The organism is Streptomyces colonosanans (genome assembly GCF_001866645.1).
In the GTDB taxonomy this organism is placed as follows: Bacteria; Actinomycetota; Actinomycetes; order Streptomycetales; family Streptomycetaceae; genus Streptomyces; species Streptomyces colonosanans.
This window is the reverse complement of the sequence record NZ_MLYP01000006.1, coordinates 136721-159881: the sequence shown is the minus strand read 5'-3', so window position 1 is coordinate 159881 and position 23161 is coordinate 136721. Positions and strand designations below refer to the sequence as shown.

Sequence of the window (23161 nt, the reverse complement as noted above, 5' to 3'; positions counted from 1 at the left end):
GCACGGATCCGTGTGGACCAGTGGACGATACTGGGATTGAACCAGTGACCTCTTCCGTGTCAGGGAAGCGCTCTCCCGCTGAGCTAATCGTCCTTGGAGGTGGAGACGGGATTTGAACCCGTGTAGACGGCTTTGCAGGCCGTTGCCTCGCCTCTCGGCCACTCCACCAGGAGTACAGAGGATCGGGAGGATCCCCTGCTTCTTTCGAGCGGACGACGAGGCTCGAACTCGCGACCTCAACCTTGGCAAGGTTGCGCTCTACCAACTGAGCTACGTCCGCCTGTCGTTTCGGTCCGCTTCCGCGTCCCGGCGACGTGTTGAACTCTAGCGGATTCCTGGGCCAGCACAAAAACGCGTTTGTGCAGCGTGCTGCGCTGCGCCCGCTCGAGGACGTGGTCAGGGCACCTGGGGGACATCCTCAGGCCGCCCGCAGGACACTCGACCTAGACTCGGCCGCGTGCTCGATCTCCCTCCCCTTGCTCGTTTCGGCGACCGTGTCGCCACCGGTCTTCTCGATGTCACCAGCGACCCCGCGGCGCTCGACTCCACCGGGTTCTGGGCCGTCTGCGCGGACTATGAAGGACGGCTGACCTGTGCTCGCTTCCGGGAGGTGCGGGAGGAGCCGGTGCCCGCGCCCCGGCCGGGCGGGTGGCGAGGGCCGACGGCGGGCGACTGGACGTCCTCGCTCGACCACGCCATGTACACGGCGGGGGTGCGACGCATCCGCGAGCACATCGCGGCGGGCGAGGTCTACCAGGTGAACCTCTGTCGCGTGCTCTCCGCCCCGATCGCGTCCGACGCCGACGTGGACGCCCTGACCGCCCTGCTCGCGCGCGGCAACCCGGCGCCGTACGCGGGAACGATCCGCCTGCCGGAGCACGGCGTGGAGATCGCCACCGCGTCCCCCGAACTCTTCCTGCGCCGCGACGGCCGGGTCGTCGAGTCCGGCCCGATCAAGGGCACCGGGCGCACGGAGGCGGACCTCCTGGAGAAGGACTACGCCGAGAACGTGATGATCGTGGACCTGGTCCGCAACGACATCGGGCGCGTCTGTGCCACCGGCAGCGTGACCGTCCCCGATCTGTGCGCCGCCGAGAAGCACCCCGGCCTGGTCCACCTCGTCTCCACGGTCCGCGGCGAGCTGCGCGCGGAGGCCGGCTGGCCGGAGCTGCTCGCGGCCACCTTCCCGGCCGGCTCGATCACCGGCGCCCCCAAGTCCAGTGCCCTCAGGATCATCGACGCCCTGGAAACCGCGCCCCGCGGCCCCTACTGCGGCGGCCTCGGCTGGGTCGACGCGGACCGGGGTGTGGGGGAGCTGGCCGTCGGCATCCGCACCTTCTGGATCGACAGGGCGGCGGGCGTCCTGCGCTTCGGTGCCGGTGCGGGCATCACCTGGGGCTCCGACCCCGAGGGGGAATGGCACGAGACCGAGCTGAAGGCCGCCCGGCTGCTCGCGATAGCGTCGGGGGAGCACCAGGACTGCGGACCGGGATGACCCCCTGACATGCTGTGCCGTCCGGGGACGCGGCATCCGACGGCGGTCACGCCGCGGGCCGGCCCCCGGTGGCGCCGGCGTGTCGGATGCCGCTTCCGCCACCATCTTGTGAGGTAAGACCAGTGAAGCTCTGGCTCGACGGCAGGCTGCAGGACACCGAGTCCGCCCACGTCTCCGTCTTCGACCACGGACTGACCGTCGGCGACGGCATCTTCGAGACCGTCAAGGCCACGGGCGGTCGGCCGTTCGCGCTGACCCGCCACCTAGACCGGCTCACCCGCTCGGCGCGGGGCCTGGGCCTTGCGGACCCCGACCTCGACGAGGTCCGCCGGGCCTGCGCCGCCGTCCTGGAGGCCAACCCGATGCAGCTCGGGCGCCTGCGCATCACCTACACCGGCGGCCACGGCCCGCTCGGCTCCGACCGCGGCACGACCGGCCCGACCCTCGTGGTCGCCCTCGGGGAGACCGCCCGGCGTCCCGATTCCACCGCCGTGATCACCGTGCCGTGGACCCGCAACGAACGCGGCGCGCTGGCCGGACTCAAGACCACGTCGTACGCCGAGAACGTCGTCGCCCTCGCCCGGGCCTCCCAACAGGGGGCCTCGGAGGCGCTGTTCGCGAACACACTCGGGCGGCTCTGCGAGGGCACCGGGTCGAACGTCTTCGTCGTCCTCGACGGCCATGTCCACACCCCGCCGGTGGCCTCCGGCTGCCTCGCGGGCATCACGCGCGCGCTCACCGTCGAGTGGACCGGGGCCAGGGAGACCGACCTCCCGCTGGACGTCCTGGAGCACGCGGACGAGATCTTCCTCACGTCGACGCTCCGGGACGTGCAGGCCGTGCACCGGGTCGACGGCCGCGAACTGCCGGGCGCACCCGGCCCGGTGACCGCGAAGGCCATGCAGATCTTCGTTGAGCGATCCGGGGACGACCTCGATCCGTAAAGCCACCGGAATTCGGCTGACCCGGGCCCACGCGGGGGGCCGGCTTCTGCTTTCCGGGGAGCGCCCACAACCGTTCGAGGCGTGCCCGTGTGCGGACTCACTTCCGCTCACTGCCCGGGAACGGTAGAACACCCCTGATGACCACGACCCTGCGGCCGGCCGAGCCGCTTCGGCACAACGCGGACGGGACGCGTTCCCGGCGCTTCCAGGTGTGCGTGAACGGCCGGCCGGTCGGCGGCCTGCGGCTGTCCACGCACCCCGAGTACGGGCCGGGGGTGGCCCGCATCGAAGACCTGCGCATCGAGGAACCGGACCGCAGGAGGGGCAGGGGCACCGTGGCCGCGCTCGCCTGCGAGGAGGTCGTACGCGGCTGGGGCTGCAAGCGCATCGAGGCGTCGGTACCCGGCGACGCCGAGGCGGCGCTCCGGCTGGCGACGGCCCTCGGGTACGTCGTACGCAGCCGGAACATGGCCAAGCGCGTAGATGTCACCCCGCCCCTGCCGTCCGGCAACGTCGCCCGGCCCCTGACCGAGGTCGAGTACGGGCCCTGGCTGGCACAGGACCGGGACCGCTTCGTGCGCAGTCTGACGGGGCGGGGTGTGCCCGAGACCGAGGCGTACGCCAAGGCCGACGGGAGTTACGCGCGGTTCCTGCCGGACGGCCTGGCCACCACGGACACGCTGATCAGCGTCCTGGAGCAGGAGGGGAACCCGGTCGGCACCCTGTGGCTGAGCCTGCGTCCGCAGACCGCGTTCGTGGTCGACGTCGAGGTCCACGCGGAACAGCGGGGCCGCGGCCACGGTCGCACGCTGATGCTCCTCGCGGAGGCACAGGCGGCCGAGGCCGGCAAGGACCGCATCGCCCTCCACGTCTTCGCGGGCAACATCCCGGCCGAACGGCTCTACGCCTCACTGGGCTACGAGACGACCCAGTACCACCTGCACAAGACGCTGACCTGAGGTTCACGCGCCCTCGGCCAGCAGCCGGTCCGTGATCTCCTCGATGCGCTCGCGCAACCCCGCCTGGCTCTTGCCGCCGTCGAGACGCTCACCGCCGATGACGTACGTCGGAGTGCCGGTCACCTTGATCGCCTTGCCCTCGGCCTGGTCGGCGTCGACGATCAGGATGTGCCGTCCGTCGATCAGCGCGGTGTCGAACTCCTCGGCGTCCAGACCGAGTTCGCGGGCCACCTCGACAAGGAAGGACTCTCCCTTGCGGTCCAGTTCCTCGACCCGGCCCAGCAAGGCCTCGACGTAGGGCCAGCCCTGCCCCTGCGCCAGTGCCTCCTCGGCGGCCTGCGCGGCAGCGAAGGCGTGCTGGTGCTTCTCCAGCGGGAAATGCCGAAGCCGCAGCTCCAGCCGGTCGCCGTAGCGGGCGCGCAGCGCACGCAGGTCGTCGAGGGCGCTGCGGCAGTCGGGACACTGGAGATCGCACCAGACGTCCAGGACGGGCGCGGCGGTGTGTGCGGCGGAGGAGTCACTCATGGCCACCAGTCTCCCAGCACCGTGGACCGCACCCCACACCGGTCGGCCCCGGCCCGGGTGGTGGAGACGTGGGGTCCAGTGAGGTCGGAGGTGGAGAGACGGGTCCGCACCCTGAGGAGGAGCCGACCCGGAGATGTCCCTGAGGTCCGCCCGGATCATGGCGTACGGGGGGCCGGGCGGTGCAGGATGGAAAAGACGAACCGCCCTGCCCGACCGATCACCGCCTGGAGGACCGGATGATTGCCGAGACCGTCTGTTCCGCCGTCTCCGTGGCCGGCCTGGGTATCGCCGCGGTCATGGCCTACCGCAAGCGCTTCCACAGGGCAGGGCGTACAGCCGCGTACGCACTCGTGCCCATCGGCCTGGTGATGACGGGAGCCGTGGGCTGGCTTGCCCACACGGCGTTCAGTCCCACGGCATGGGCGGGCTTCGGCGTGCTGGGCGTTGCCTGGCTGCTGTTCGCGACCACACGGGCCGTGGAGCGCCGGGGCGGCGGGACCCGCAAGGAGCGCAAGGCTGCGAAGGCCGGGCAGGGCGAGGCGGTGGCTCCTTCGGCCTCCGCGCCGGCGCTGGGCGCCCCTTCCCGCCCGGCGGCCCGGCCCGCCGCCGCGCCGCGGGCGTCCGATTCTGCCGCGGACGACTTCAGCGACATCGAGGCCATCCTCAAGAAGCACGGCATATGACGAACTGAGGACGGAAGCGACACAGCGACCGGGCGGGGGCGCTCGACGATCGCAGGGGGCGCGCACGGGGACGCCTTTCGCTACGCGCGATTGGCGAACTCCCCGTCGTTCCGGGCGTGTTGATCGCATGGCGGGTTCCGGCTGCGTCATGATCGCCGCGAGATGCTGGACAGAACCCAGAGCGACACCGCTGCTCCTCCCGAGGAGCGTCGGGGTTGTCTCTTCGCGCTTTCCCAGCCACCGCTGATGATCTTCCTTGCGGTGATCGGCTGCCTGCTGCTCATGGCATCACTGCACGACCTGCTGCTGCTCTGAGCCGTATGCGGAGCCCGTGGCGTCACCCGCCGAGGGCTCCGTCAGCCCCGCCGACCCGGAACGCGTGCGACGACGGGCTGTCCGCGCCGCCCTGCCGCGACCGGTGCCATCCGTGAGCCGCACTCTCGTCAGCCGGCCGCTTCCTTCCGGCGTGCCCGGTACGCGGCCACATGGAGGCGGTTTCCGCAGGTGCGGCTGTCGCAGTAGCGGCGGGAACGGTTGCGGGAGAGGTCGACGAAGGCGCGTCGGCAGTCGGGCGCCTCGCAACGGCGAAGCCGCTCCTGCTCCCCGGCCACCACGAAGAACGCCAGTGCCATCCCGCAGTCCGCGGCGATGTGATCGGCGACGGAAGCGCCGGGCGCGAAGTAGTGCACATGCCAGTCGTAGCCGTCGTGGTCGGTCAGCCGGGGCGTGGTCCCCGCCGCCGCGACCAGTTCGTTGATCAGGCCGGCCGCGGTCCGGGCGTCCGTCGTGGCGAAGACGGCGGCGAACCGCCCGCGGATCTTGCGTACCGCCGAGAGATCGAACTCCGACAGGGCGCCGACATCGCTGAGATCGTGCTCGCGCGCGAAGTCGTCGAGGGCGGCGATATCCGGGAGACCCTCGGCGTCGTCGCCCTCGGGTGCGGTGTTCACCAGATCCACCACGAGGTCGAGCGCGCACCGGGTGTCGTGGGTGATCAGCACGTGTCGCTCCCTGGCCTGGGGGTCGGGCGGGCGCCCGCTGATGCTGGCCGAGCCTAGCGGCATCCCCGTCGGCACGGGACCGCCACAGGCCGGGTCGGGAACGCATCGCATGACGGCCGCAACGCTCTGTGACGCCTGCGGCCGACCGGTTGGTCACGGCAAGACTCTTTCCCGTCACCCTCGGTGCACACATCCGGACGCCGCCTCCGCGATGGCTCGCGGCGACGGCGCCCGGATGTGCCGTATGCGGTTGTCCCAGCCCGAGCCGTCTCCCCGAGTGGACGGCGCCGGGCGGCTTGAGGATCTCGCGCTAGCTCTCGGCCAGGATGTGGGAGAGCTCCGTATCGAGATCGAAATGGCGATGTTCCGTACCGGGCGGCACGGCCGCGTCCGTCCGCTTCAGGAACGACTCCAGGGCCCGCGCCGGGGCCTCGAGCAGGGCCTCGCCCTCCGGGGAGCTCAGGGCGATACACACGACGCCCTGACCGTGGCTACGGGACGGCCAGACGCGGACGTCACCGGTTCCTGTGGGCCGATGCAGGCCCTCAGCGAGGAGGTCGCGGGCGAACACCCACTCGACGGTCTCCTCGGCTCCGGTATGGAAGGTGGCGTGCACGGCATAGGGATCGGCCGTGTCATACCGCAGTCCTGCGGGAACAGGCAGTGAGGACTCGCTCGACACAACGAGGCGCAGGTGCAGCTCGCAGCTGACCGTGGTGTTCATAAGCGCCAGGGCCTTTCGCTCAGTGTGCGCTCGGGGATTCGCACGTCGGCGAAATCGACATGCCACCTACGGTGCCGTTGTAAACCCCTCTGAGTGTTTTGCCTGTCTTTACGTAGCTCATCCGGCCGAGATGACGTTTGCGTGATGCGCCCATTCCGGTGACTGGATTCTCATGGGTAGGGATTGGGCAGTGAATGCGGAGAGTGACAGGGTGGGTGGGGTGCCGTGGTCGTGGAGAAGTCGAAGCCGCACCGGACACTCGGGCCCGGGGTCCGGTCGGTGCTGCGCTCGACTGCGTCCGGAGGTGGTGCCTGCGCCTGGAGCTTCGGCCTCGCGATGCCCCGGATCGTCAGGGAACGGTGATCAGGGGCCGGTGATCGGGTACATGGTCGGGGGCACCCGCTGACATGGGGTAATGTTCTTCCTGCGCCCGGGCGATTAGCTCAGCGGGAGAGCGCTTCGTTCACACCGAAGAGGTCACTGGTTCGAACCCAGTATCGCCCACAAGATCGAGGGCGGCGTGTGCTCGGGAACGGTCCCGGCCACGCCGTCCTCTTCGCGTGCCGTGTCGGCGCCGTGCGTGCCGGGAGCCCGGCCCGCACGGGCGGCGAGAGCGCGGCGACCGTCTCTGCGCCGCTCCTCGATACATGCGTCGACCGCCCCATGCAGCGGCCCTCGACCTGCGCGCCCACCCTGTTGGCGAGCCCAGCAGGCCTGCGCCTCCCTGCGTCGGCGAAGTGCCTGCCTGAAGTGGTCCGCGATGGCTGCCGCGGTGCCGTTCGGGGGTTCACCATCCGGGAGACCGGCAAGCTGGGCGGCGGACGTCCTGAAGGCGGCCGGTGCCTCGGTGGCGGCACTGGGGCTCGACACGGTCGCCGGTCCAGGTGGAACGGTGCCGCGCGGGACGGGACGGTCACGATCCGCTATGTCTGGCGGGATGCCGATGAGCGGTAGAAGGGGAGTAACCGGTCCAGCGGGCTCTTCGAAAAGAAGTACCAGAGAGTCAATGTGGATACCGACTTCCAGGATTACGTTGCCCTTTGGGAAAGCTCCAGGCTCAGGCTGCCCATGGAAATCCGCCGGACGTATTCCGGTGTGCCGTCGGATTTCTTCAGAAGCATGACAAGGGGGTGTTTGTTCGGCCTCAAGTTCCATGGGGACGCCGGGAATTTGAGTCAGGGCAGCGTCCGGGCCGGCGTCATCGGGGTGACCAGGCCCGGCGTCGAGGATGCGTAACTCCTCGGCAGGGGGCGGCAGGTGGGGCACGACGTCCTGTGTGGCACGCGTCACGTCGCAAGGGTGTGCGTACGCAGGCCCGTGCTCCGATCCCGCGCGGCCACGCCTGAACCGGCAGACTCGGCGCATGGACTGGAACCACTACCGCTTCCGCTGCGTGTGGGCTCTGCCCGTCCCCGCCGATCGCGTGTACGCCGCGCTGGAACGGGCCGAGGACTACCCCCGCTGGTGGCCGCAAGTCCGCGCGGTGACCCGGGTCGACGATGCGAGCGCCGTGATCACCATCCGTTCCCTGCTGCCGTACGACATGGCCTTCAGCGCACGTCGGACGCGGTGTGACCCGGCCGCCGGGGTGCTGGAGGCCACGCTCTCCGGTGACCTCGAGGGGTGGGTCCGCTGGACGGTCACGGCCGCGGGCTCCGGCGCTCTCGTCCGCTACGACCAGGTCGTGGACGTGAACAAGCCCCTGCTCAGGCGGTTCGCTGTGCCGGGGCGGCCGGTCTTCCGCGTCAATCACCGGCTGATGATGCGCGCCGGCCGGCGGGGACTTGGGGCATATCTCGAAGCGGTGTGAAGACGGCTGCACCGAAGCGGTTTGAACGGACCCCGCAGGGACCTGTATTGTTCAGTGCGTTCCCGGGCGATTAGCTCAGTGGGAGAGCGCTTCGTTCACACCGAAGAGGTCACTGGTTCGAACCCAGTATCGCCCACAAGACCGAGGGTGGTATCTGCTCGCAGTAAGCGCGAGCGGATGCCACCCTCGTCGTGGTCGCGTCGACTGCGTCGCGCCGGACCGGGGCTTCGCGTGAGCGCGGTGAGGCGGTTGTCCCATGGTCAGGCCGCCGCCGGAAGCTCCGGACGCAGCGGCCACGCCGGGTTCACCTGCTCCTGAGTGCCGCTGCGTGCGAACCACGCCTGCAGACCCCGCGCCTGCGCCGCGTGCCACCCCGTCTGCAGGGTGTGCAGTTCCGCCGGTGTCAGCCGCTCCAGGCGGGCCGCGAAACGGCGCCCCACCGCCCGGACGACCTCCAATGCGGCCAGCGCGTCCGCCGCCGCGTCATGGGCTCCCTCCAGCTCGACCCCGTAGTGCGCGCACAGATCGGTGAGCGTGCGACGGCCCTTGCGGTAGCGGTCCAGGTGCTTGTCGAGGACCCGCGGATCGAGCACGCACAGGGGTGCCGACGTGAACCAGCGGTCCAGCGAGGAGGCGCGATGGCGGCGCAACTCCCGGTCCAGGAGCGTCAGATCGAACGGAGCGTTCATCACCACCAGTGGCCGGTCCAGCGCGGCCTGTTCACCCAGCTCCCTGGCTATCTCCTCCGTCACCGGCGACGGCCAGCGGCCATTGCGCTGCAGATGCTCCTCCGTCAGCCCGTGCACCGCCGTCGCCGCCGCGGGCACCGGCACTCCCGGATTCACCAGCCAGCGGCTCACCCGCGGCCGGATGCCCGGGGCGTCCTGGACGACGACGGCGGCCGACACGATCCGGTCGGTCTCGACGTCCACGCCCGTGGTCTCCGTGTCGAAAGCGGCCAGGGGGCCCTCGTACCAGCACGTCATACGCAAACAACCCCTCACACATTCCTGGCAGTTGACGCACCGTCTGCTGCCCCGGTCTGCTGATACCCGGCCTGTTTGCCCCGTACGCCGGAAGGACACAACAGGAGTACGGGTCTTTGCAGTTCAGAGGCGCGCAGCGGGACTTACGTGGTTTGGAAGGCAGTTGGTCATGGTGATAGCGCAGCCCGAGCGGGGCGGGCTGCTGCCCGAGCGGACGGCACCCCAGCGCGGCACACTCGCCACCACCGCCTGCATGGAGACACTGCAGGTGGGCTATCTGCACGCGGTCGCCGCAGCGGCCGGCTGCTCGCTGTCGCAGCCCTTCCCGGACAACGGCATCGACTGGCACATCAGCCACACCGCCCCGGGCCACACGGTCGACGACGAGGTCACCATCAAGGTGCAGCTCAAATGCACCTACCAGGTCCCACCGAACCCGCCCACCCGTCTCCTGCCACCCTCAACGGAGGGGTCTGCGCCCCCGCCCCGCCAGATGGGCCGCTTCTTTTCCTTCACGCTCGACAACGAGCACCTGGCGAAGCTCGCCCGCACCCCGGTGTCGGTGCACAAGATCCTCGTCGTGATGCTCGTGCCCCGCTCCCAGGACGACTGGCTGCGCGCCAGCCACGACCGCCTGGACCTGCGGCATTGCTGCTACTGGGCCAACCTCGCCGGACACCCCATCACGGGCCGGCGCCGCACCACCGTGCGCATTTCGACCTCGCGCATCTTCGACGACCGCGCGCTGTGCGAGATCATGACCCGAGTCGGAACGGGAGGCAGACCGTGACGCACCGCCCCCTCGACGAACCGGCCCGCGCCGTCCGGTCGCATCCCGCCGAGCCGCTCGGGAGCCGGCCGCCCGCGCCCGACCAGGTCGACCCGGCCGTGCTCAGCGCCCTCCTGCAGCGGCACGGCTGGCAGCGCCGCGGCGGAGCCGCCGGGCGCTACGGCCGCTGGACCCCGCCCGGCCCCGCCGGTAGCGGTACGAGCCTGCTGGTCCCGGAGAACCGGGCCTACCCCGACAGTGACGACCTGCTCGGCGAGGCCCTCGTCGCCCTCAGCCGCAGCGCCTCGCCCTCCGCGCGTGACGTGCTGGTCGGGCTCGCCGTGCCCAGCGACGAGATCCACTGGTGGCGCGACGTGCCGACCGGACCCCTCGGCACGTCGCCCTGGGCCGTCGAGGACCAACTGCGCACTGCCGCCCGCCGGCTCCTCCTGGCGGGCGCGCTCGCCACCCGCGCGCGTGCCGGGTACTTCGGCGCCCGGTACCGCAGCCCCGCCGCCGCGTCCCTGGAGAACGTCCTGGTCGGCGCGGCCCCGGTCGGCCGCCGGCTCACCGCCCTCGTGCCCGTCGCGACGGGCCGCGCGCTCACCGTACGCCTGCACCAAGCGCTGTACGCGGCCCGGGAAGCCACCGACTACCAGCGGGCCACCGGCGACATGGACGCCTTCGACGCCGCCGTCGAGGCGGGTGTGAGCCATGAGCTGACCGAGGCGCTGATCGCGTTGGTGCGCGGGTCCGAGGGTGCCCGGATCGCCGTCGAATGGGCGCCCGCCGCCGTCCCCGAGGGCTGCGCGACGCCCGCCGAGCCGGTCGAGTTCTCACCCGGCGACCTGCCCGCGCTGCGCGAGGCCGGGGCCCGCTATCTGCGCGCCGAGCCGTCCGTACCGGTGCGGCTCACCGGAACCGTCGTCCGCCTGCGCAGGCCGGGGCCGCGCGGCGAGGGCGGCGTGCAGCTACGGGTCATCGCCGGGGCCGAGGTCCCGCACGTACGGATGACCCTGGACGAGGAGTCGTACCGGATTGCGGGCCACGCCCATCTCGTCGGGCTGCCGGTGCGCGTGCACGGGCGGCTGGAGAGCCAGGGTGGTTTCCGGCGCCTCGTGAACGCGTCGGAGGTGGCGCCGGTGCAGGTCGACGACGCCGAGCGGGACCGGCTGATGAAGTCGCTCCAGGAAACTGCGGAGATCACGGCCTTCTTCGAGGAGGCATGCGGCGGGGACTGACAGTGACCGTTTCGCGGACGGTGGCCGCGGGTCGGTACGATCCCAGTCATGCGCGCGCTCCAGGTATGGCGCCGCATCCATCAGCAGTCAGGAGAGACCGGTGTCAGACGTCCGTGTGATCATCCAACGCGATTCCGAGCGGGAAGAGCGCGTGGTGACGACGGGCACTACGGCCGCCGACCTCTTCGCCGGCGAGCGCTCGATCGTCGCCGCGCGGGTGGCCGGCGAGCTGAAGGACCTCGCGTACGAGATCAAGGACGGCGAGACCGTCGAGGCCGTCGAGATCTCCTCCGAGGACGGCCTGAACATCCTGCGCCACTCCACCGCGCACGTGATGGCGCAGGCGGTGCAGGAACTCTTCCCCGAGGCCAAGCTGGGCATCGGCCCGCCGGTCAAGGACGGCTTCTACTACGACTTCGACGTCGAGAAGCCGTTCACCCCCGAGGATCTCAAAGCCATCGAGAAGAAGATGCAGGAGATCCAGAAGCGCGGCCAGCGATTCGCGCGCCGCGTCGTCACCGACGAGGCCGCCCGTGAGGAACTGGCCGAGGAGCCGTACAAGCTGGAGCTGATCGGCCTCAAGGGCTCGGCCTCCAGCGAGGACGGCGCGGACGTCGAGGTCGGCGCCGGCGAGCTGACGATCTACGACAACCTGGACGCCAAGACCGGCGAGCTGTGCTGGAAGGACCTCTGCCGCGGTCCCCACCTGCCCTCGACCCGGAACATCCCGGCGTTCAAGCTGATGCGCAACGCGGCCGCCTACTGGCGCGGCAGCGAGAAGAACCCCATGCTCCAGCGCATCTACGGCACCGCCTGGCCGTCCAAGGACGAGCTGAAGGCGCACCTGGACTTCCTCGCCGAGGCCGAGAAGCGCGACCACCGCAAGCTGGGCAACGAGCTGGACCTGTTCTCCATCCCCGAGCAGATCGGCTCCGGCCTTGCCGTCTTCCACCCCAAGGGCGGCATCGTCCGCCGGGTGATGGAGGACTACTCGCGGCGCCGCCACGAGGAAGAGGGCTACGAGTTCGTCTACACCCCGCACGCGACGAAGGGGAAGCTCTTCGAGACGTCGGGCCACCTTGACTGGTACGCCGAGGGCATGTACCCGCCCATGCAGCTCGACGAGGGCGTGGACTACTACCTCAAGCCCATGAACTGCCCGATGCACAACCTGATCTTCGATGCGCGCGGCCGCTCGTACCGCGAGCTTCCGCTGCGCCTGTTCGAGTTCGGGACCGTGTACCGGTACGAGAAGTCGGGCGTCGTGCACGGCCTGACCCGCGCCCGCGGCTTCACCCAGGACGACGCGCACATCTACTGCACGCGCGAGCAGATGGCCGACGAGCTCGACAAGACGCTCACCTTCGTGCTGAACCTGCTGCGCGACTACGGCCTCACGGACTTCTACCTGGAGCTGTCCACCAAGGACCCGGAGAAGTTCGTCGGCTCGGACGAGGTCTGGGAGGAGGCCACCGAGACGCTGCGCCAGGTCGCCGAGAAGCAGGGCCTCCCGCTGGTTCCCGACCCGGGCGGCGCGGCCTTCTACGGCCCGAAGATCTCGGTCCAGGCGAAGGACGCGATCGGCCGTACCTGGCAGATGTCGACGGTCCAGCTGGACTTCAACCTGCCGGAGCGTTTCGATCTCGAGTACACGGGCCCGGACGGTTCGAAGCAGCGCCCGGTGATGATCCACCGTGCTCTCTTCGGTTCGATCGAGCGCTTCTTCGCGGTGCTCCTGGAGCACTACGCGGGCGCCTTCCCGGCGTGGCTGGCCCCGGTGCAGGCGGTCGGCATCCCGATCGGCGACGCACACGTCGAGTACCTGGAGAAGTTCGCCGCGGCGGCCAGGAAGAAGGGCCTGCGCGTCGAGGTCGACTCCTCTTCGGACCGCATGCAGAAGAAGATCCGCAACGCCCAGAAGCAGAAGGTGCCCTTCATGGTCATCGCGGGTGATGAGGACATGTCGGCCGGATCGGTGTCGTTCCGCTTCCGGGACGGCTCCCAGGAGAACGGCATCCCGTTCGACGAGGCCATCGCGAAGATCGTGAAGGTCGTCGAGGAGCGGACCCAGGTCTGACGCGGACGTGCGGGAGGGCCCCGGGGACGTTCAGGTCCCCGGGGCCCTCGGTCTCTCCGGAACCGCCACCGGTGCCTGCCGTCCCTTGCCCCGGCGGGCCCGGGATGCCCGGCCCGAGCCCCGCCGACACGCCACGTACGGGCGAAGCCATATGCTGCACTTCATGACGAGTGAGCCGGAGCAGCAGATCGGAGTCGGGACGCAGGACGCGTTCCAGCGCCTGTGGACGCCCCACCGGATGGCATACATCCAGGGCGAGAACAAGCCGACCGGTCCGGGGGCCGGCGACGGCTGCCCGTTCTGCTCGATTCCGGCCAAATCCGACGAGGACGGGCTGATCGTCAAGCGCGGCGCCGAGGTGTACGCGGTCCTCAACCTGTACCCGTACAACGGCGGCCACCTCATGGTCGTGCCCTACCGCCATGTCGCCGACTACACGGACCTGACCGAGTCGGAGACCGTCGAACTCGCCGAGCTGACCAAGCAGGCGATGACCGCCCTGCGCACGGCCTCCGGGGCCCACGGTTTCAACATCGGCATGAACCAGGGCACGGTCGCCGGTGCGGGCATCGCCGCGCATCTGCACCAGCACATCGTCCCGCGCTGGGGAGGCGACACGAACTTCATGCCGGTGGTCGGCCACACGAAGGTGCTGCCACAGCTGCTGGCCGACACGAGGAAGATGCTGGCGGAGGCCTGGCCCACGGCGTAGTCCACGGCCTGGGCCGGCGGACGTCAAGCCGTCCGGCGACTGAGGGCGAGGCCGAGGGCCCGAGGGCGGCGGTCCCCAGGAACGGCCACCCCGCGGCGCGAACCCCGCCCCCCGCTGGACCCCTACGCGTCGTACACGTCGGCCTTCCGCGGCGCCGCTTCCTGCACCATGTTGCTCAGCATCGACGAGCGCGTGCCGAACTTATCCGTGTTCACGCCGTTCTCCTCCAGTACCCGGATCGCCGCCGCGTGCACCACCCGCAGCACCGGTGTGGCCGCACGCAGCGCGTCGTCCGCCATGAAGCGGTGCCGCCACGGCTGGTCCGCCCAGGCATGGCGCAGCCCGAACGGCTCGGGCAGGGTCAGCGAGCCGCCGAGCCAGTTCAGCAGCGGCGGGTACCAGGTGAGCGGGGCTCGGACCGCAAGCCGCACCACCTCGTCCGCGTTGACCAGTGGGAGCTTCACTTCGCGGGTCTCCCAGAACTTGACCGACTTCTGCACCTTTTTGGACGGCGCCTCGGGCTTGGTGGTGAACAGCGCGTTCACGGGCCCCAGGGCGTGCCCGGTGACCTCGATGCGCAGCGTCTCGTGCAGCACTGTCACCGTGATCATCATGGTGATGACCAGCTGGCCGTCCCACAGGGTCCACTGAACCCCCAGATAGTGCCGCTCACCGCCGCCGAACTGCTGCTTGTTGCAGATGTCCTGTATGGCGTGGGTCTTGATCTGGTACGCGTCCACGTCCGTGCCCTCCGGACGGGACACCGAGTCCGCCTTCTCCCCGATCGGGTTGACGATCCAGTGCCGGACCGAGGGTTTCGTGAAGCCGCCGGTGTTCAGCGGACTACGCTCCAGCAGGCTCAGCTGGTGATGGATGGCCTTGATCACGTCCCAGCTGCGGAACGGGTGGATCTCCTTGCCCGGATCGCGCGGCACCAGATCCTCGGCGAGCTGCCAGCTGCCCCAGCGCGTGCCCATGCCGAGTATGCCCTTGGGCCCGGCGTAGAAGACGGTGTTGGACTGCTGCTCGGCGCTGAGCCGGGCGAGAGCCTGGCGCAGCCGCTCGGCGGCGCTCTCGCCAGGGCTGCCGGGCACGGCCTCGGGGATCTTCGCGCCGACACCGCCGCCGGAGAGCAGACTGTTCCAGCGTTCGCGCAGGTCCTTCGCCGTCCGCTCGCAGATCTGTTTCGCCCACAACCAGCCGATCACCGGCATGACGACCGCCGCGCGTGTGTACCACGCCCAGAAGCCCGTGAACGGCAGGCGGATCAGGAAGATCACGGCGGCGACGCCCACGGCGATCAGCAGCGTGGTGCCGATGGCGGAGGCGCGCTTGTCGTCGCGCTTGGCGACGGCGGCGCGGAGCTGGAAGACCACCAGCCACACCAGCATCCCCGGCAGGAAGAGCACCCCGCACAGGACCGTCACCGCCGAGAGCCAGTTGTCACGGTCCCTGCGGATGCGGTGGGCGGCCAGGCAGTGCTCCACGACGACCTGCGGCTCGGTGCCGAAGGACTGGATGAGCGGCTTGCGGCCGGCGCCCAGCATGCGGTCCCGCACGGCCAGCGAGAAGGCCTCGCCGAGATTCGGCCGGAAGATCTTCGCCCACGAGCGGCCCGGGTTGACCTTCGACTTGTGCCACTCGTTGTCGGCATCGAGGATCTTCTCGATCTCCGCGTCCCGGTAGGCCGCCGAGGCCAGGGCGAAGGTCGCCGCCGTCTCGCCCGCAGAGCCCAAGAGAGGCACCTGCGCCCCGGGGCTGAAATCGAATCCGTCCGTCATGCCGCCCCCATCGCCGCCCAACCCGCTCCTGCGGCCTTCCCGACTTCCTTGCTCCGCACACCTGTTGAACAGGCCATCGTGCCGATCGCCTCTCGACGCGGTCAGGTGATCAGCGTATCCGCAGGCGCCGACATTCGTCGGCGGACGGCCCAGAAGCCGTCCGCCGACGGGAGGGGAGCGGAGCACGGGTCCAACTACGAGGCGTCTCGCCCCTGTTCACGGATCTTCTCCGCGAGCTGCGCGGGCATCGGCTCGTGCCGCGCGTAGGAGCGGCTGAAGCGCGCGGTGCCGTGCGAGAGGGAGCGGAGGTCGATCGCGTACCGGCCGATCTCGATCTCCGGCACCTCGGCCCGTACGAGGGTGCGCCCTCCGGCCGTCTGCTCGGTGCCCAGCACCCGGCCGCGCCGCCCGGACAGGTCGCTCATCACGGCGCCGACGTAGTCGTCGCCGACGAGCACCGTCACCTCGGCGACCGGCTCCAGGAGATGGATCGTGGCGTCGCCCGCCGCCTGGCGCAGGGCGAGCGCGCCCGCCGTCTGGAAGGCGGCGTCGGAGGAGTCCACGGAGTGCGCCTTGCCGTCGAGGAGCGTCACCCGGATGTCGATGAGGGGATAGCCGGCGGCCACGCCCTTGGATGCCTGGGTGCGGACTCCCTTCTCGACGGAGGGGATGAACTGCCGGGGCACCGCCCCGCCGACCACCTTGTCCACGAACTCGATGCCGGAGCCGCCGGGCAGCGGTTCGACCTCGATCTCGCAGATCGCGTACTGACCGTGTCCGCCGGACTGCTTGACGTGCCGGCCGCGCCCGGCCGACCTGCCTGCGAACGTCTCCCGGAGGGCGACCTTGTGCGGGACCACGTCGACCTGGACGCCGTACCGGCCGCGCAGCCGTTCCAGGGCGACGTCCGCATGGGCCTCGCCCAGGCACCACAGCACCACCTGATGGGTGTCCTGGTTCTGTTCGAGCCGCATGGTCGGGTCCTCGGCGACCAGCCGTGCGAGCCCCTGGCTGAGCTTGTCCTCGTCCGGCTTGCTGTGCGCCTGGATGGCGACCGGCAGCAGCGGGTCGGGCATCTCCCAGGGTTCCATGAGCAGCGGGTCGTCCGTGGCCGAGAGGGTGTCGCCGGTCTCGGCCCGGTTCAGCTTCGCCACGCACGCCAGATCGCCCGCGATGCAGTGCGCCAGGGGGCGCTGCTGTTTGCCGAACGGTGCGGACAGGGCGCCGACGCGCTCGTCGACGTCGTGGTCCTCGTGTCCGCGGTCGGTCAGCCCGTGCCCGGACACGTGCACCGTCTCGTCGGGGCGCAGGGTGCCCGAGAACACGCGGACCAGCGAGATACGGCCGACGTACGGGTCGGACGCCGTCTTGACGACCTCCGCCACCAGCGGCCCGTCCGGGTTGCCCAGCCTGAGATCGCGGGGCTTGCCGTCCGGGGTGGAGACCGCGGGCGCCTCCCGCTCCAGCGGGGTGGGGAAGCCGCCGGTGACCAGTTCCAGCACCTCGATGGTCCCGAGGCCCTGGCGGGCGCCCTCGGCGGCGGGCGCGGCGGCCAGCACCGGGAAGAAGGTCCCGCGTGCGACGGCCCGCTCCAGGTCCTGGACGAGCGTGTCGATGCCGATCTCCTCGCCGCCCAGATAGCGGTCCATGAGGGTCTCGTCCTCGCTCTCGGCGATGATCCCCTCGATGAGCCGGTTGCGTGCCTCCTCGATCAGCGGGAGCTGGTCGGGCCCTGGCTCGGACTCCTTGCGCTCGCCCGACGAGTAGTCGAACAGCTGCTGCGACAGCAGCCCGATCAGTCCGGTGACGGGCGCGTGCCCGTCGGGACCCTGCGGGCCGTGCAGCGGCAGGTACAGCGGCAGAACGGCGTCGGGGTCGTCCGCGCCGAACGCTTCCGCGCACACCCGGGTCATCTCCTCGAAGTCGGCCCGGGCGGCCTCCAGGTGCGTGATCACGATGGCGCGCGGCATGCCGACGGCCGCGCACTCGTCCCACACCATGCGCGTCGATCCGTCCACGCCGTCCGAGGCCGAGACGACGAAGAGGGCCGCGTCCGCCGCCCGCAGACCGGCCCGTAGCTCCCCGACGAAGTCGGCGTATCCAGGAGTGTCCAGCAGATTGATCTTGATCCCGTCCCGTTCGACGGGAACCAGGGAGAGCTGCACCGAGCGCTGTTGCCGGTGCTCGATCTCGTCGTAGTCCGAGACGGTGCCGCCGTCCTCCACGCGGCCCGCCCGGTTCAGTGCTCCCGCAGTCAGCGCGAGAGCCTCCACCAGAGTTGTCTTGCCCGATCCGCTGTGGCCGACCAGCACCACATTCCGTACGGACGCGGGGCGGTCGGCCGCCGTTGCCCTGCCGGCGGCTCCAGGGTGTGTGTTCGCCTTCTCGCCCATGGCCTTGCCTCCCGTGCACGGTGAGGTCACTGTGGGCGCGGACACGCGGACCCGCGTGCGATGGCGGCTCCGAGGACGCCCGCGGTGTCTTCGAGCTTTGCACTGACGTCACGGTGCGTCCATACGAGGGGCGCGATCCCGTAACCCGGTTGCGCTTAGCCTGTCGAAATCGCTCCGTGACCCGGGTGCCACCGGTACGTGACACGGGTGTGCGGGTGCCCGGCCGTCGCACCCCCGCGCGCGTGGCTACGATGGGCCAGCCGGGCGGCCACAAGGGGCGCGCGGCTCACCGACCGTCGGGAAGGCCATGCTGAACAAGTACGCGCGTGCATTCTTCACGCGTGTCCTCACACCGTTCGCCGCGTTTTTGATCCGCCGGGGCGTCAGCCCCGACACGGTCACGCTGATCGGCACCGCCGGCGTGGTCGCGGGCGCGCTGGTCTTCTTCCCCCGGGGCGAGTTCTTCTGGGGCACGGTCGTCATCACACTCTTCGTGTTCTCGGACCTCGTCGACGGCAACATGGCCCGCCAGCTGGGCCGCTCCAGCCGCTGGGGCGCCTTCCTGGACTCGACGCTCGACCGGGTCGCCGACGGTGCGATCTTCGGTGGCCTCGCCCTGTGGTACGCGGGCAAGGGCGACAACAATGTGCTGTGTGCGGTCGCCATCTTCTGCCTGGCCAGCGGCCAGGTGGTGTCATACACCAAGGCCCGTGGCGAGTCGATCGGCCTGCCCGTCGCGGTCAACGGGCTGGTGGAGCGTGCCGAACGCCTGGTGATCTCCCTGGTCGCGGCCGGTTTCGCCGGACTGCACAAGTTCGGTGTGCCCGGCATCCAGGTGCTGCTGCCGATCGCCCTCTGGATCGTCGCCGTGGGCAGCCTGATCACGCTGGTCCAGCGGGTGGTCACGGTGCGCAGGGAGTCCGCCGAGGCGGACGCGGCGGCCGCACACAAGAATGAGAACGCCTCGCACGGGAGCGGGGCGGCGACGTGAGCGGCGGGCAGGAGAGCGGGGCGGTGACGTGACCAGTCTCCAGGAACGGCTGGCGGACGGGCTCTACGGCCTCGGCTGGAGCACGGTCAAGACACTGCCCGAGCCTGTCGCCACGCGGCTGGGTCGGACCATTGGCGACATCGCCTGGAAGCAGCGCGGCAAGGGCGTGCGACGGCTCGAGAGCAACTACGCGCGTGTGGTGCCCGGTGCGACTCCGGAGCGGCTCGCCGAACTCACCCGGGCGGGCATGCGTTCGTACCTGCGCTACTGGATGGAGTCCTTCCGGCTCCCCGTGTGGAGCCCGGAGCGCATACGGAGCGGCTTCGATCCCAAGGACCTGCACCACCTCACCGACGGACTGGCCGCCGGCAGGGGCGTCGTCCTCGCACTGCCGCACATGGCCAACTACGACCTGGCCGGCGCCTGGGTCACCACCCAGCTGGAGACACCGTTCACCACGGTCGCCGAGCGGCTCAGGCCCGAGACCCTCTACGACCGGTTCGTCGCCTACCGTGAGGGCCTCGGTATGGAGGTCCTTCCGCACAGCGGCGGCTCAGCCTTCGGCACCCTGGCCCGGCGGCTGCGCGACGGGGGACTGGTCTGCCTGGTGGCCGACCGCGACCTGTCCGCCTCCGGTGTCGAGGTCACCTTCTTCGGCGAGACGGCCCGAATGCCCGCGGGACCGGCACTGCTCGCCCAGCAGACCGGCGCGCTCCTGCTGCCGGTGACGCTGTGGTACGACGACTCGTCCGTCATGCAGGGGCGCGTGCATCCCCCGATCGACGTACCGGAGACAGCTACCCGGGCCGAGAAGACGTCTCTCATGACACAGGCGCTGGCCGACGCCTTCGCCACGGGGATCGCCGAGCACCCGGAGGACTGGCACATGCTGCAGCGCTTGTGGCGCGCCGACCTGGATCCGAGCAAGGGCCCCCAGGAGGGGACGCCGTGAGGATCGGCATCGTCTGCCCCTACTCGTGGGACGTGCCGGGCGGCGTTCAATTCCATATCCGGGACCTGGCCGAGTACTTCATCCGCCTCGGCCACGAGGTGTCGGTCCTCGCTCCCGCGGACGACGACACCCCCCTGCCGCCGTACGTGGTCTCGGCGGGCCGCGCGGTCCCGGTGCCGTACAACGGCTCGGTGGCCCGCCTGAACTTCGGCTTCCTGAGCGCTGCCCGGGTGCGGCGCTGGCTGCACGACGGCGCGTTCGACGTGATCCACATCCACGAGCCGGCCTCGCCCTCGCTGGGCCTGCTGGCCTGCTGGGCGGCGCAGGGTCCGATTGTGGCCACCTTCCACACGTCGAACCCGCGGTCGAGGGCGATGGTCGCCGCGTACGCGATCCTCCAGGCAGCCCTGGAGAAGATCAGCGCACGCATCGCGGTCAGCGAGTACGCACGGCGCACGCTCGTCGAACACCTGGGTGGCGACGCGGTGGTGATCCCGAACGGAGTGGACGTCGACTTCTTCGCCGAGGCCGAGCCCCGGCCCGAGTGGCAATCGGGCGGTGGCGAGGGGCAATCGGAAGAGGCGCGAAGCTCCGTTGAGGGCGGTGGTGGACGACGGGCGGGCGAGACGATCGGCTTCATCGGGCGCATCGACGAGCCCCGCAAGGGCCTGCCCGTCCTGATGAAGGCCCTGCCGAAGATCCTGGCCGCCCGTCCGCAGACCCGGCTGCTGGTCGCCGGGCGCGGGGACGAGGCGGAGGCGGTGCGGACGCTCCCCGCCGAACTGCGCTCGCGGGTGGAGTTCCTCGGCATGATCAGCGACGAGGACAAGGCGCGCCTCCTGCGGAGCGTCGACCTGTACGTGGCGCCCAACACCGGCGGCGAGAGCTTCGGGATCATCCTGGTCGAGGCGATGTCGGCGGGGGCGCCCGTGCTCGCCTCCGACCTGGACGCCTTCGCCCAGGTCCTCGATCAGGGGGCGGCCGGCGAGCTGTTCGCCAACGAGGACGCCGAAGCGCTCGCCGACGCGGCCCTGCGGCTGCTGGGGGACCCGGAGCGGCGCGCTGAACTGCGCGCGCGGGGAAGCGCCCATGTGCGGCGCTTCGACTGGTCGACGGTCGGTGCGGACATCCTGTCCGTCTACGAGACGGTGACGGACGGGACGGCCGCGGTGGCCACGGACGAACGCACCGGGCTGCGGGCGCGCTTCGGCCTGGCGCGGGGCTGAAGCCGGGCTGAGGGCCGCCGCCGGCCGTTGCCGTGCGTGGGCCTGCTCGGTCGTGAGTCCGGCCACGGGTGCCCCGGTGGGATACCCGAAGGGCGTCGCCGTCACGATGCCCCGCCAGGGCGCCGAGTGCAGCCGCCGGGACCGGTGGCTGCCGGCCGCGGCGCCGCTGTCGGCCGACGGCTTGCCGCCGGGCAGGGGCGGCCGCCGCCGTGCGCGGGACCCCGAGGGGGCCGGGTGACGGCCCGGTAGCCTTGCCGCCCGTGACCGCAACCCTGATCTGGATCCTCGTCGCCCTCGCCGTGACCGGCCTCTACCTGAGCTGGACCGCGGGGCGCCTTGACCGGCTGCACTCCCGCATCGACGCGGCGCGCGCCGCGCTCGACGCGCAGCTGGTGCGGCGGGCCTCGGTCGCCCAGGAGCTGGCGACCTCCGGGGTGCTCGACCCGGCCGCGTCGATCGTCCTGTACGAGGCCGCGCACGCGGCCCGGCAGGCGGACGAGGAACAGCGTGAGGTCGCCGAGAGCGAGCTGAGCCAGGCGCTGCGGGCCGTCTTCGGGGAGGCGGAGCAGATGGAGGCGGTGCGGGAGGCTCCCGGCGGGGAGGCGGCGGCGCATGAGCTGACCGAGGCGGTGCGCAGGGTGCCCATGGCCCGGCGGTTCCACAACGACGCGGTGCGGGCGGCACGGGCGCTGCGGCGCCACCGCAAGGTGCGCTGGTTCCGTCTCGCGGGCCATGCCCCCTTCCCGTTGGCCTTCGAAATGGACGACGAACCACCGGCAGCGCTCCTGGACCGTCCCACCGCCTGAGGCCCCAGGCGGCGTATGGGACCAACCGGCCGTACCCCCGGCTCCCGGGCAAAACGATCCACTCGCTCCCTATTGGCCCTTGCTGTGGCCTGCTGCTTTCCCGTTTTCTCGGTCCAGCAGAATTCCCTCTTCCCAGAGTGAGGTCGAAACCCGTGTCCAGCGCGCTCTCCACCCCCCAGACCCCCGAGACTGGCACCGCCCGTGTCAAGCGCGGCATGGCCGAGCAGCTCAAGGGCGGCGTGATCATGGACGTCGTCACGCCGGAGCAGGCGAAGATCGCCGAGGACGCGGGCGCCGTCGCCGTCATGGCCCTGGAGCGGGTCCCGGCCGACATCCGCAAGGACGGCGGGGTGGCCCGCATGTCCGACCCGGACATGATCGAGGGCATCATCGACGCCGTGTCCATCCCCGTGATGGCGAAGTCGCGGATCGGCCACTTCGTCGAGGCCCAGGTCCTCCAGTCCCTCGGCGTCGACTACATCGACGAGTCAGAGGTCCTCACCCCGGCCGACGAGGTCAACCACTCCGACAAGTGGGCCTTCACCACCCCCTTCGTCTGTGGCGCGACCAACCTGGGCGAGGCCCTGCGCCGCATCGCCGAGGGTGCCGCCATGATCCGCTCCAAGGGCGAGGCCGGCACCGGCAACGTCGTCGAGGCCGTCCGCCACCTGCGGCAGATCAAGAACGAGATCGCCAAGCTGCGCGGTTTCGACAACCACGAGCTGTACGCCGCCGCCAAGGAGCTGCGTGCCCCGTACGAGCTGGTCAAGGAGGTCGCCGAGCTGGGCAAGCTGCCGGTCGTGCTGTTCTCCGCCGGTGGTGTGGCCACCCCGGCCGACGCCGCCCTGATGCGTCAGCTCGGTGCCGAGGGCGTCTTCGTCGGCTCTGGCATCTTCAAGTCCGGCGACCCCGCCAAGCGTGCCGCCGCCATCGTGAAGGCGACCACCTTCTACGACGACCCCAAGATCATCGCGGAGGCGTCCCGCAACCTGGGCGAGGCCATGGTCGGCATCAACTGCGACACCCTCCCCGAGGCCGAGCGCTACGCCAACCGCGGCTGGTGAGACGGCAGTAGACACGACGTAC

The 23161-nt window shown here is 70.6% G+C and carries 22 protein-coding genes and 5 tRNA genes; 18 read left to right on the top strand and 9 right to left on the bottom strand.

All coding sequences use genetic code 11. The annotated features are described in order from the left end of the window. Window positions 1–21: 21 nt before the first annotated feature. From BIV24_RS02640 to BIV24_RS02630, 3 genes are all read right to left on the bottom strand, one after another. Window positions 22–93 (bottom strand) — tRNA-Val (locus BIV24_RS02640). 1 nt (window position 94) lies between these two features. Continuing rightward, window positions 95–168, bottom strand: a tRNA-Cys gene (locus tag BIV24_RS02635). Window positions 169–207: 39 nt separating this feature from the next. Beyond that, a tRNA-Gly gene (locus BIV24_RS02630) sits at window positions 208–280 on the bottom strand. Window positions 281–457: 177 nt separating this feature from the next. Here BIV24_RS02630 and BIV24_RS02625 point away from each other — a divergent pair. The 3 genes from BIV24_RS02625 (at window position 458) to BIV24_RS02615 (ending at window position 3398) form a co-directional block, all read left to right on the top strand. After that, window positions 458–1495, top strand: a complete 1038-nt coding sequence (locus BIV24_RS02625) for a chorismate-binding protein (RefSeq protein ID WP_071364472.1) — start codon at window positions 458–460, stop codon at window positions 1493–1495. 122 nt (window positions 1496–1617) lie between these two features. Beyond that, the gene (locus BIV24_RS02620; RefSeq protein WP_071364471.1) at window positions 1618–2439 is read left to right on the top strand and encodes an aminotransferase class IV; all 822 of its coding nucleotides are present in this window, start codon (window positions 1618–1620) and stop codon (window positions 2437–2439) included. A gap of 137 nt (window positions 2440–2576) precedes the next feature. Further along, window positions 2577–3398, top strand: coding sequence for a GNAT family N-acetyltransferase (locus BIV24_RS02615; protein ID WP_071364470.1), 822 nt, complete (start codon window positions 2577–2579; stop codon window positions 3396–3398). 3 nt (window positions 3399–3401) lie between these two features. Here the strand turns inward: BIV24_RS02615 and BIV24_RS02610 are convergent, their stop codons facing one another. Then, on the bottom strand, window positions 3402–3923 hold the full coding sequence (locus BIV24_RS02610; RefSeq protein ID WP_071364469.1) for a DsbA family protein: 522 nt from the start codon (window positions 3921–3923) through the stop codon (window positions 3402–3404). 236 nt (window positions 3924–4159) lie between these two features. Here BIV24_RS02610 and BIV24_RS02605 point away from each other — a divergent pair, with 236 nt between their 5' ends. Together BIV24_RS02605 and BIV24_RS34130 are read left to right on the top strand one after the other, a co-directional pair. Further along, window positions 4160–4606, top strand: coding sequence for a hypothetical protein (locus BIV24_RS02605; RefSeq protein WP_071364468.1), 447 nt, complete (start codon window positions 4160–4162; stop codon window positions 4604–4606). Window positions 4607–4768: 162 nt separating this feature from the next. Continuing rightward, complete coding sequence (locus tag BIV24_RS34130; RefSeq protein ID WP_177198606.1) at window positions 4769–4921, top strand: hypothetical protein; 153 nt, start codon at window positions 4769–4771, stop codon at window positions 4919–4921. Window positions 4922–5049: 128 nt separating this feature from the next. Here the strand turns inward: BIV24_RS34130 and BIV24_RS02600 are convergent, their stop codons facing one another. Further along, window positions 5050–5607, bottom strand: coding sequence for a CGNR zinc finger domain-containing protein (locus BIV24_RS02600; protein ID WP_071364467.1), 558 nt, complete (start codon window positions 5605–5607; stop codon window positions 5050–5052). Window positions 5608–5917: 310 nt separating this feature from the next. Continuing rightward, window positions 5918–6331, bottom strand: a complete 414-nt coding sequence (locus tag BIV24_RS02595; protein WP_003959770.1) for an SsgA family sporulation/cell division regulator — start codon at window positions 6329–6331, stop codon at window positions 5918–5920. A gap of 432 nt (window positions 6332–6763) precedes the next feature. Between BIV24_RS02595 and BIV24_RS02590 the strand changes: the two genes are divergently transcribed. The 3 genes from BIV24_RS02590 to BIV24_RS02575 all read left to right on the top strand — a co-directional run bounded on the left by BIV24_RS02590 (window position 6764) and on the right by BIV24_RS02575 (window position 8277). Next, a tRNA-Val gene (locus BIV24_RS02590) sits at window positions 6764–6835 on the top strand. Between the two features lie 859 nt (window positions 6836–7694). Then, the gene (locus BIV24_RS02580) at window positions 7695–8141 is read left to right on the top strand and encodes an SRPBCC family protein (RefSeq protein WP_071364465.1); all 447 of its coding nucleotides are present in this window, start codon (window positions 7695–7697) and stop codon (window positions 8139–8141) included. 64 nt (window positions 8142–8205) lie between these two features. Then, window positions 8206–8277 (top strand) — tRNA-Val (locus BIV24_RS02575). A 124-nt stretch (window positions 8278–8401) separates the two neighbouring features. On the opposite strand, the gene BIV24_RS02570 is transcribed toward BIV24_RS02575, so the two are convergent. After that, window positions 8402–9127 carry a 3'-5' exonuclease gene (locus tag BIV24_RS02570; RefSeq protein ID WP_071364464.1) on the bottom strand — a complete coding sequence of 242 codons (726 nt, stop codon included), beginning with the start codon at window positions 9125–9127 and terminating at the stop codon, window positions 8402–8404. A gap of 169 nt (window positions 9128–9296) precedes the next feature. On the opposite strand from BIV24_RS02570, the gene BIV24_RS02565 reads away from it, so the two are divergent. From BIV24_RS02565 to BIV24_RS02550, 4 genes are all read left to right on the top strand, one after another. Then, complete coding sequence (locus BIV24_RS02565) at window positions 9297–9917, top strand: DUF4365 domain-containing protein (RefSeq protein ID WP_071364463.1); 621 nt, start codon at window positions 9297–9299, stop codon at window positions 9915–9917. Next, complete coding sequence (locus tag BIV24_RS02560; RefSeq protein WP_071364462.1) at window positions 9914–11137, top strand: hypothetical protein; 1224 nt, start codon at window positions 9914–9916, stop codon at window positions 11135–11137. The genes BIV24_RS02565 and BIV24_RS02560 overlap by 4 nt, the downstream gene beginning before the upstream one ends. A gap of 100 nt (window positions 11138–11237) precedes the next feature. Next, window positions 11238–13214, top strand: a complete 1977-nt coding sequence (thrS, locus tag BIV24_RS02555; RefSeq protein ID WP_071364461.1) for a threonine--tRNA ligase — start codon at window positions 11238–11240, stop codon at window positions 13212–13214. Window positions 13215–13365: 151 nt separating this feature from the next. After that, the gene (locus tag BIV24_RS02550; protein WP_071364460.1) at window positions 13366–13926 is read left to right on the top strand and encodes an HIT family protein; all 561 of its coding nucleotides are present in this window, start codon (window positions 13366–13368) and stop codon (window positions 13924–13926) included. A gap of 122 nt (window positions 13927–14048) precedes the next feature. On the opposite strand, the gene BIV24_RS02545 is transcribed toward BIV24_RS02550, so the two are convergent. Both BIV24_RS02545 and BIV24_RS02540 read right to left on the bottom strand, forming a co-directional pair. Beyond that, window positions 14049–15707, bottom strand: coding sequence for a hypothetical protein (locus tag BIV24_RS02545; protein WP_071364459.1), 1659 nt, complete (start codon window positions 15705–15707; stop codon window positions 14049–14051). Between the two features lie 194 nt (window positions 15708–15901). Further along, window positions 15902–18100: an elongation factor G-like protein EF-G2 gene (locus BIV24_RS02540; protein ID WP_071364458.1), complete on the bottom strand. Its 2199-nt coding sequence runs from the start codon at window positions 18098–18100 to the stop codon at window positions 15902–15904. Window positions 18101–18407: 307 nt separating this feature from the next. Here BIV24_RS02540 and pgsA point away from each other — a divergent pair, with 307 nt between their 5' ends. From pgsA to pdxS, 6 genes are all read left to right on the top strand, one after another. Further along, window positions 18408–19091: a phosphatidylinositol phosphate synthase gene (pgsA, locus tag BIV24_RS02535; protein WP_071364457.1), complete on the top strand. Its 684-nt coding sequence runs from the start codon at window positions 18408–18410 to the stop codon at window positions 19089–19091. A gap of 28 nt (window positions 19092–19119) precedes the next feature. Further along, on the top strand, window positions 19120–20043 hold the full coding sequence (locus tag BIV24_RS02530; protein ID WP_071364456.1) for a phosphatidylinositol mannoside acyltransferase: 924 nt from the start codon (window positions 19120–19122) through the stop codon (window positions 20041–20043). Continuing rightward, window positions 20040–21269, top strand: coding sequence for a glycosyltransferase family 4 protein (locus BIV24_RS02525; protein WP_071364455.1), 1230 nt, complete (start codon window positions 20040–20042; stop codon window positions 21267–21269). The genes BIV24_RS02530 and BIV24_RS02525 overlap by 4 nt, the downstream gene beginning before the upstream one ends. Before the next feature lie 76 nt (window positions 21270–21345). Continuing rightward, entirely contained in the window at window positions 21346–21507 is a 162-nt protein-coding gene (locus BIV24_RS34125) for a hypothetical protein (protein ID WP_177198605.1), read from the top strand. 13 nt (window positions 21508–21520) lie between these two features. Beyond that, window positions 21521–22075, top strand: coding sequence for a LemA family protein (locus tag BIV24_RS02520; protein ID WP_177198604.1), 555 nt, complete (start codon window positions 21521–21523; stop codon window positions 22073–22075). Between the two features lie 152 nt (window positions 22076–22227). After that, window positions 22228–23139 (top strand): pyridoxal 5'-phosphate synthase lyase subunit PdxS, encoded by a 912-nt coding sequence (gene pdxS / locus BIV24_RS02515; protein WP_071364453.1) that lies wholly within the window; start codon window positions 22228–22230, stop codon window positions 23137–23139. The last annotated feature ends 22 nt before the right edge of the window (window positions 23140–23161 follow it).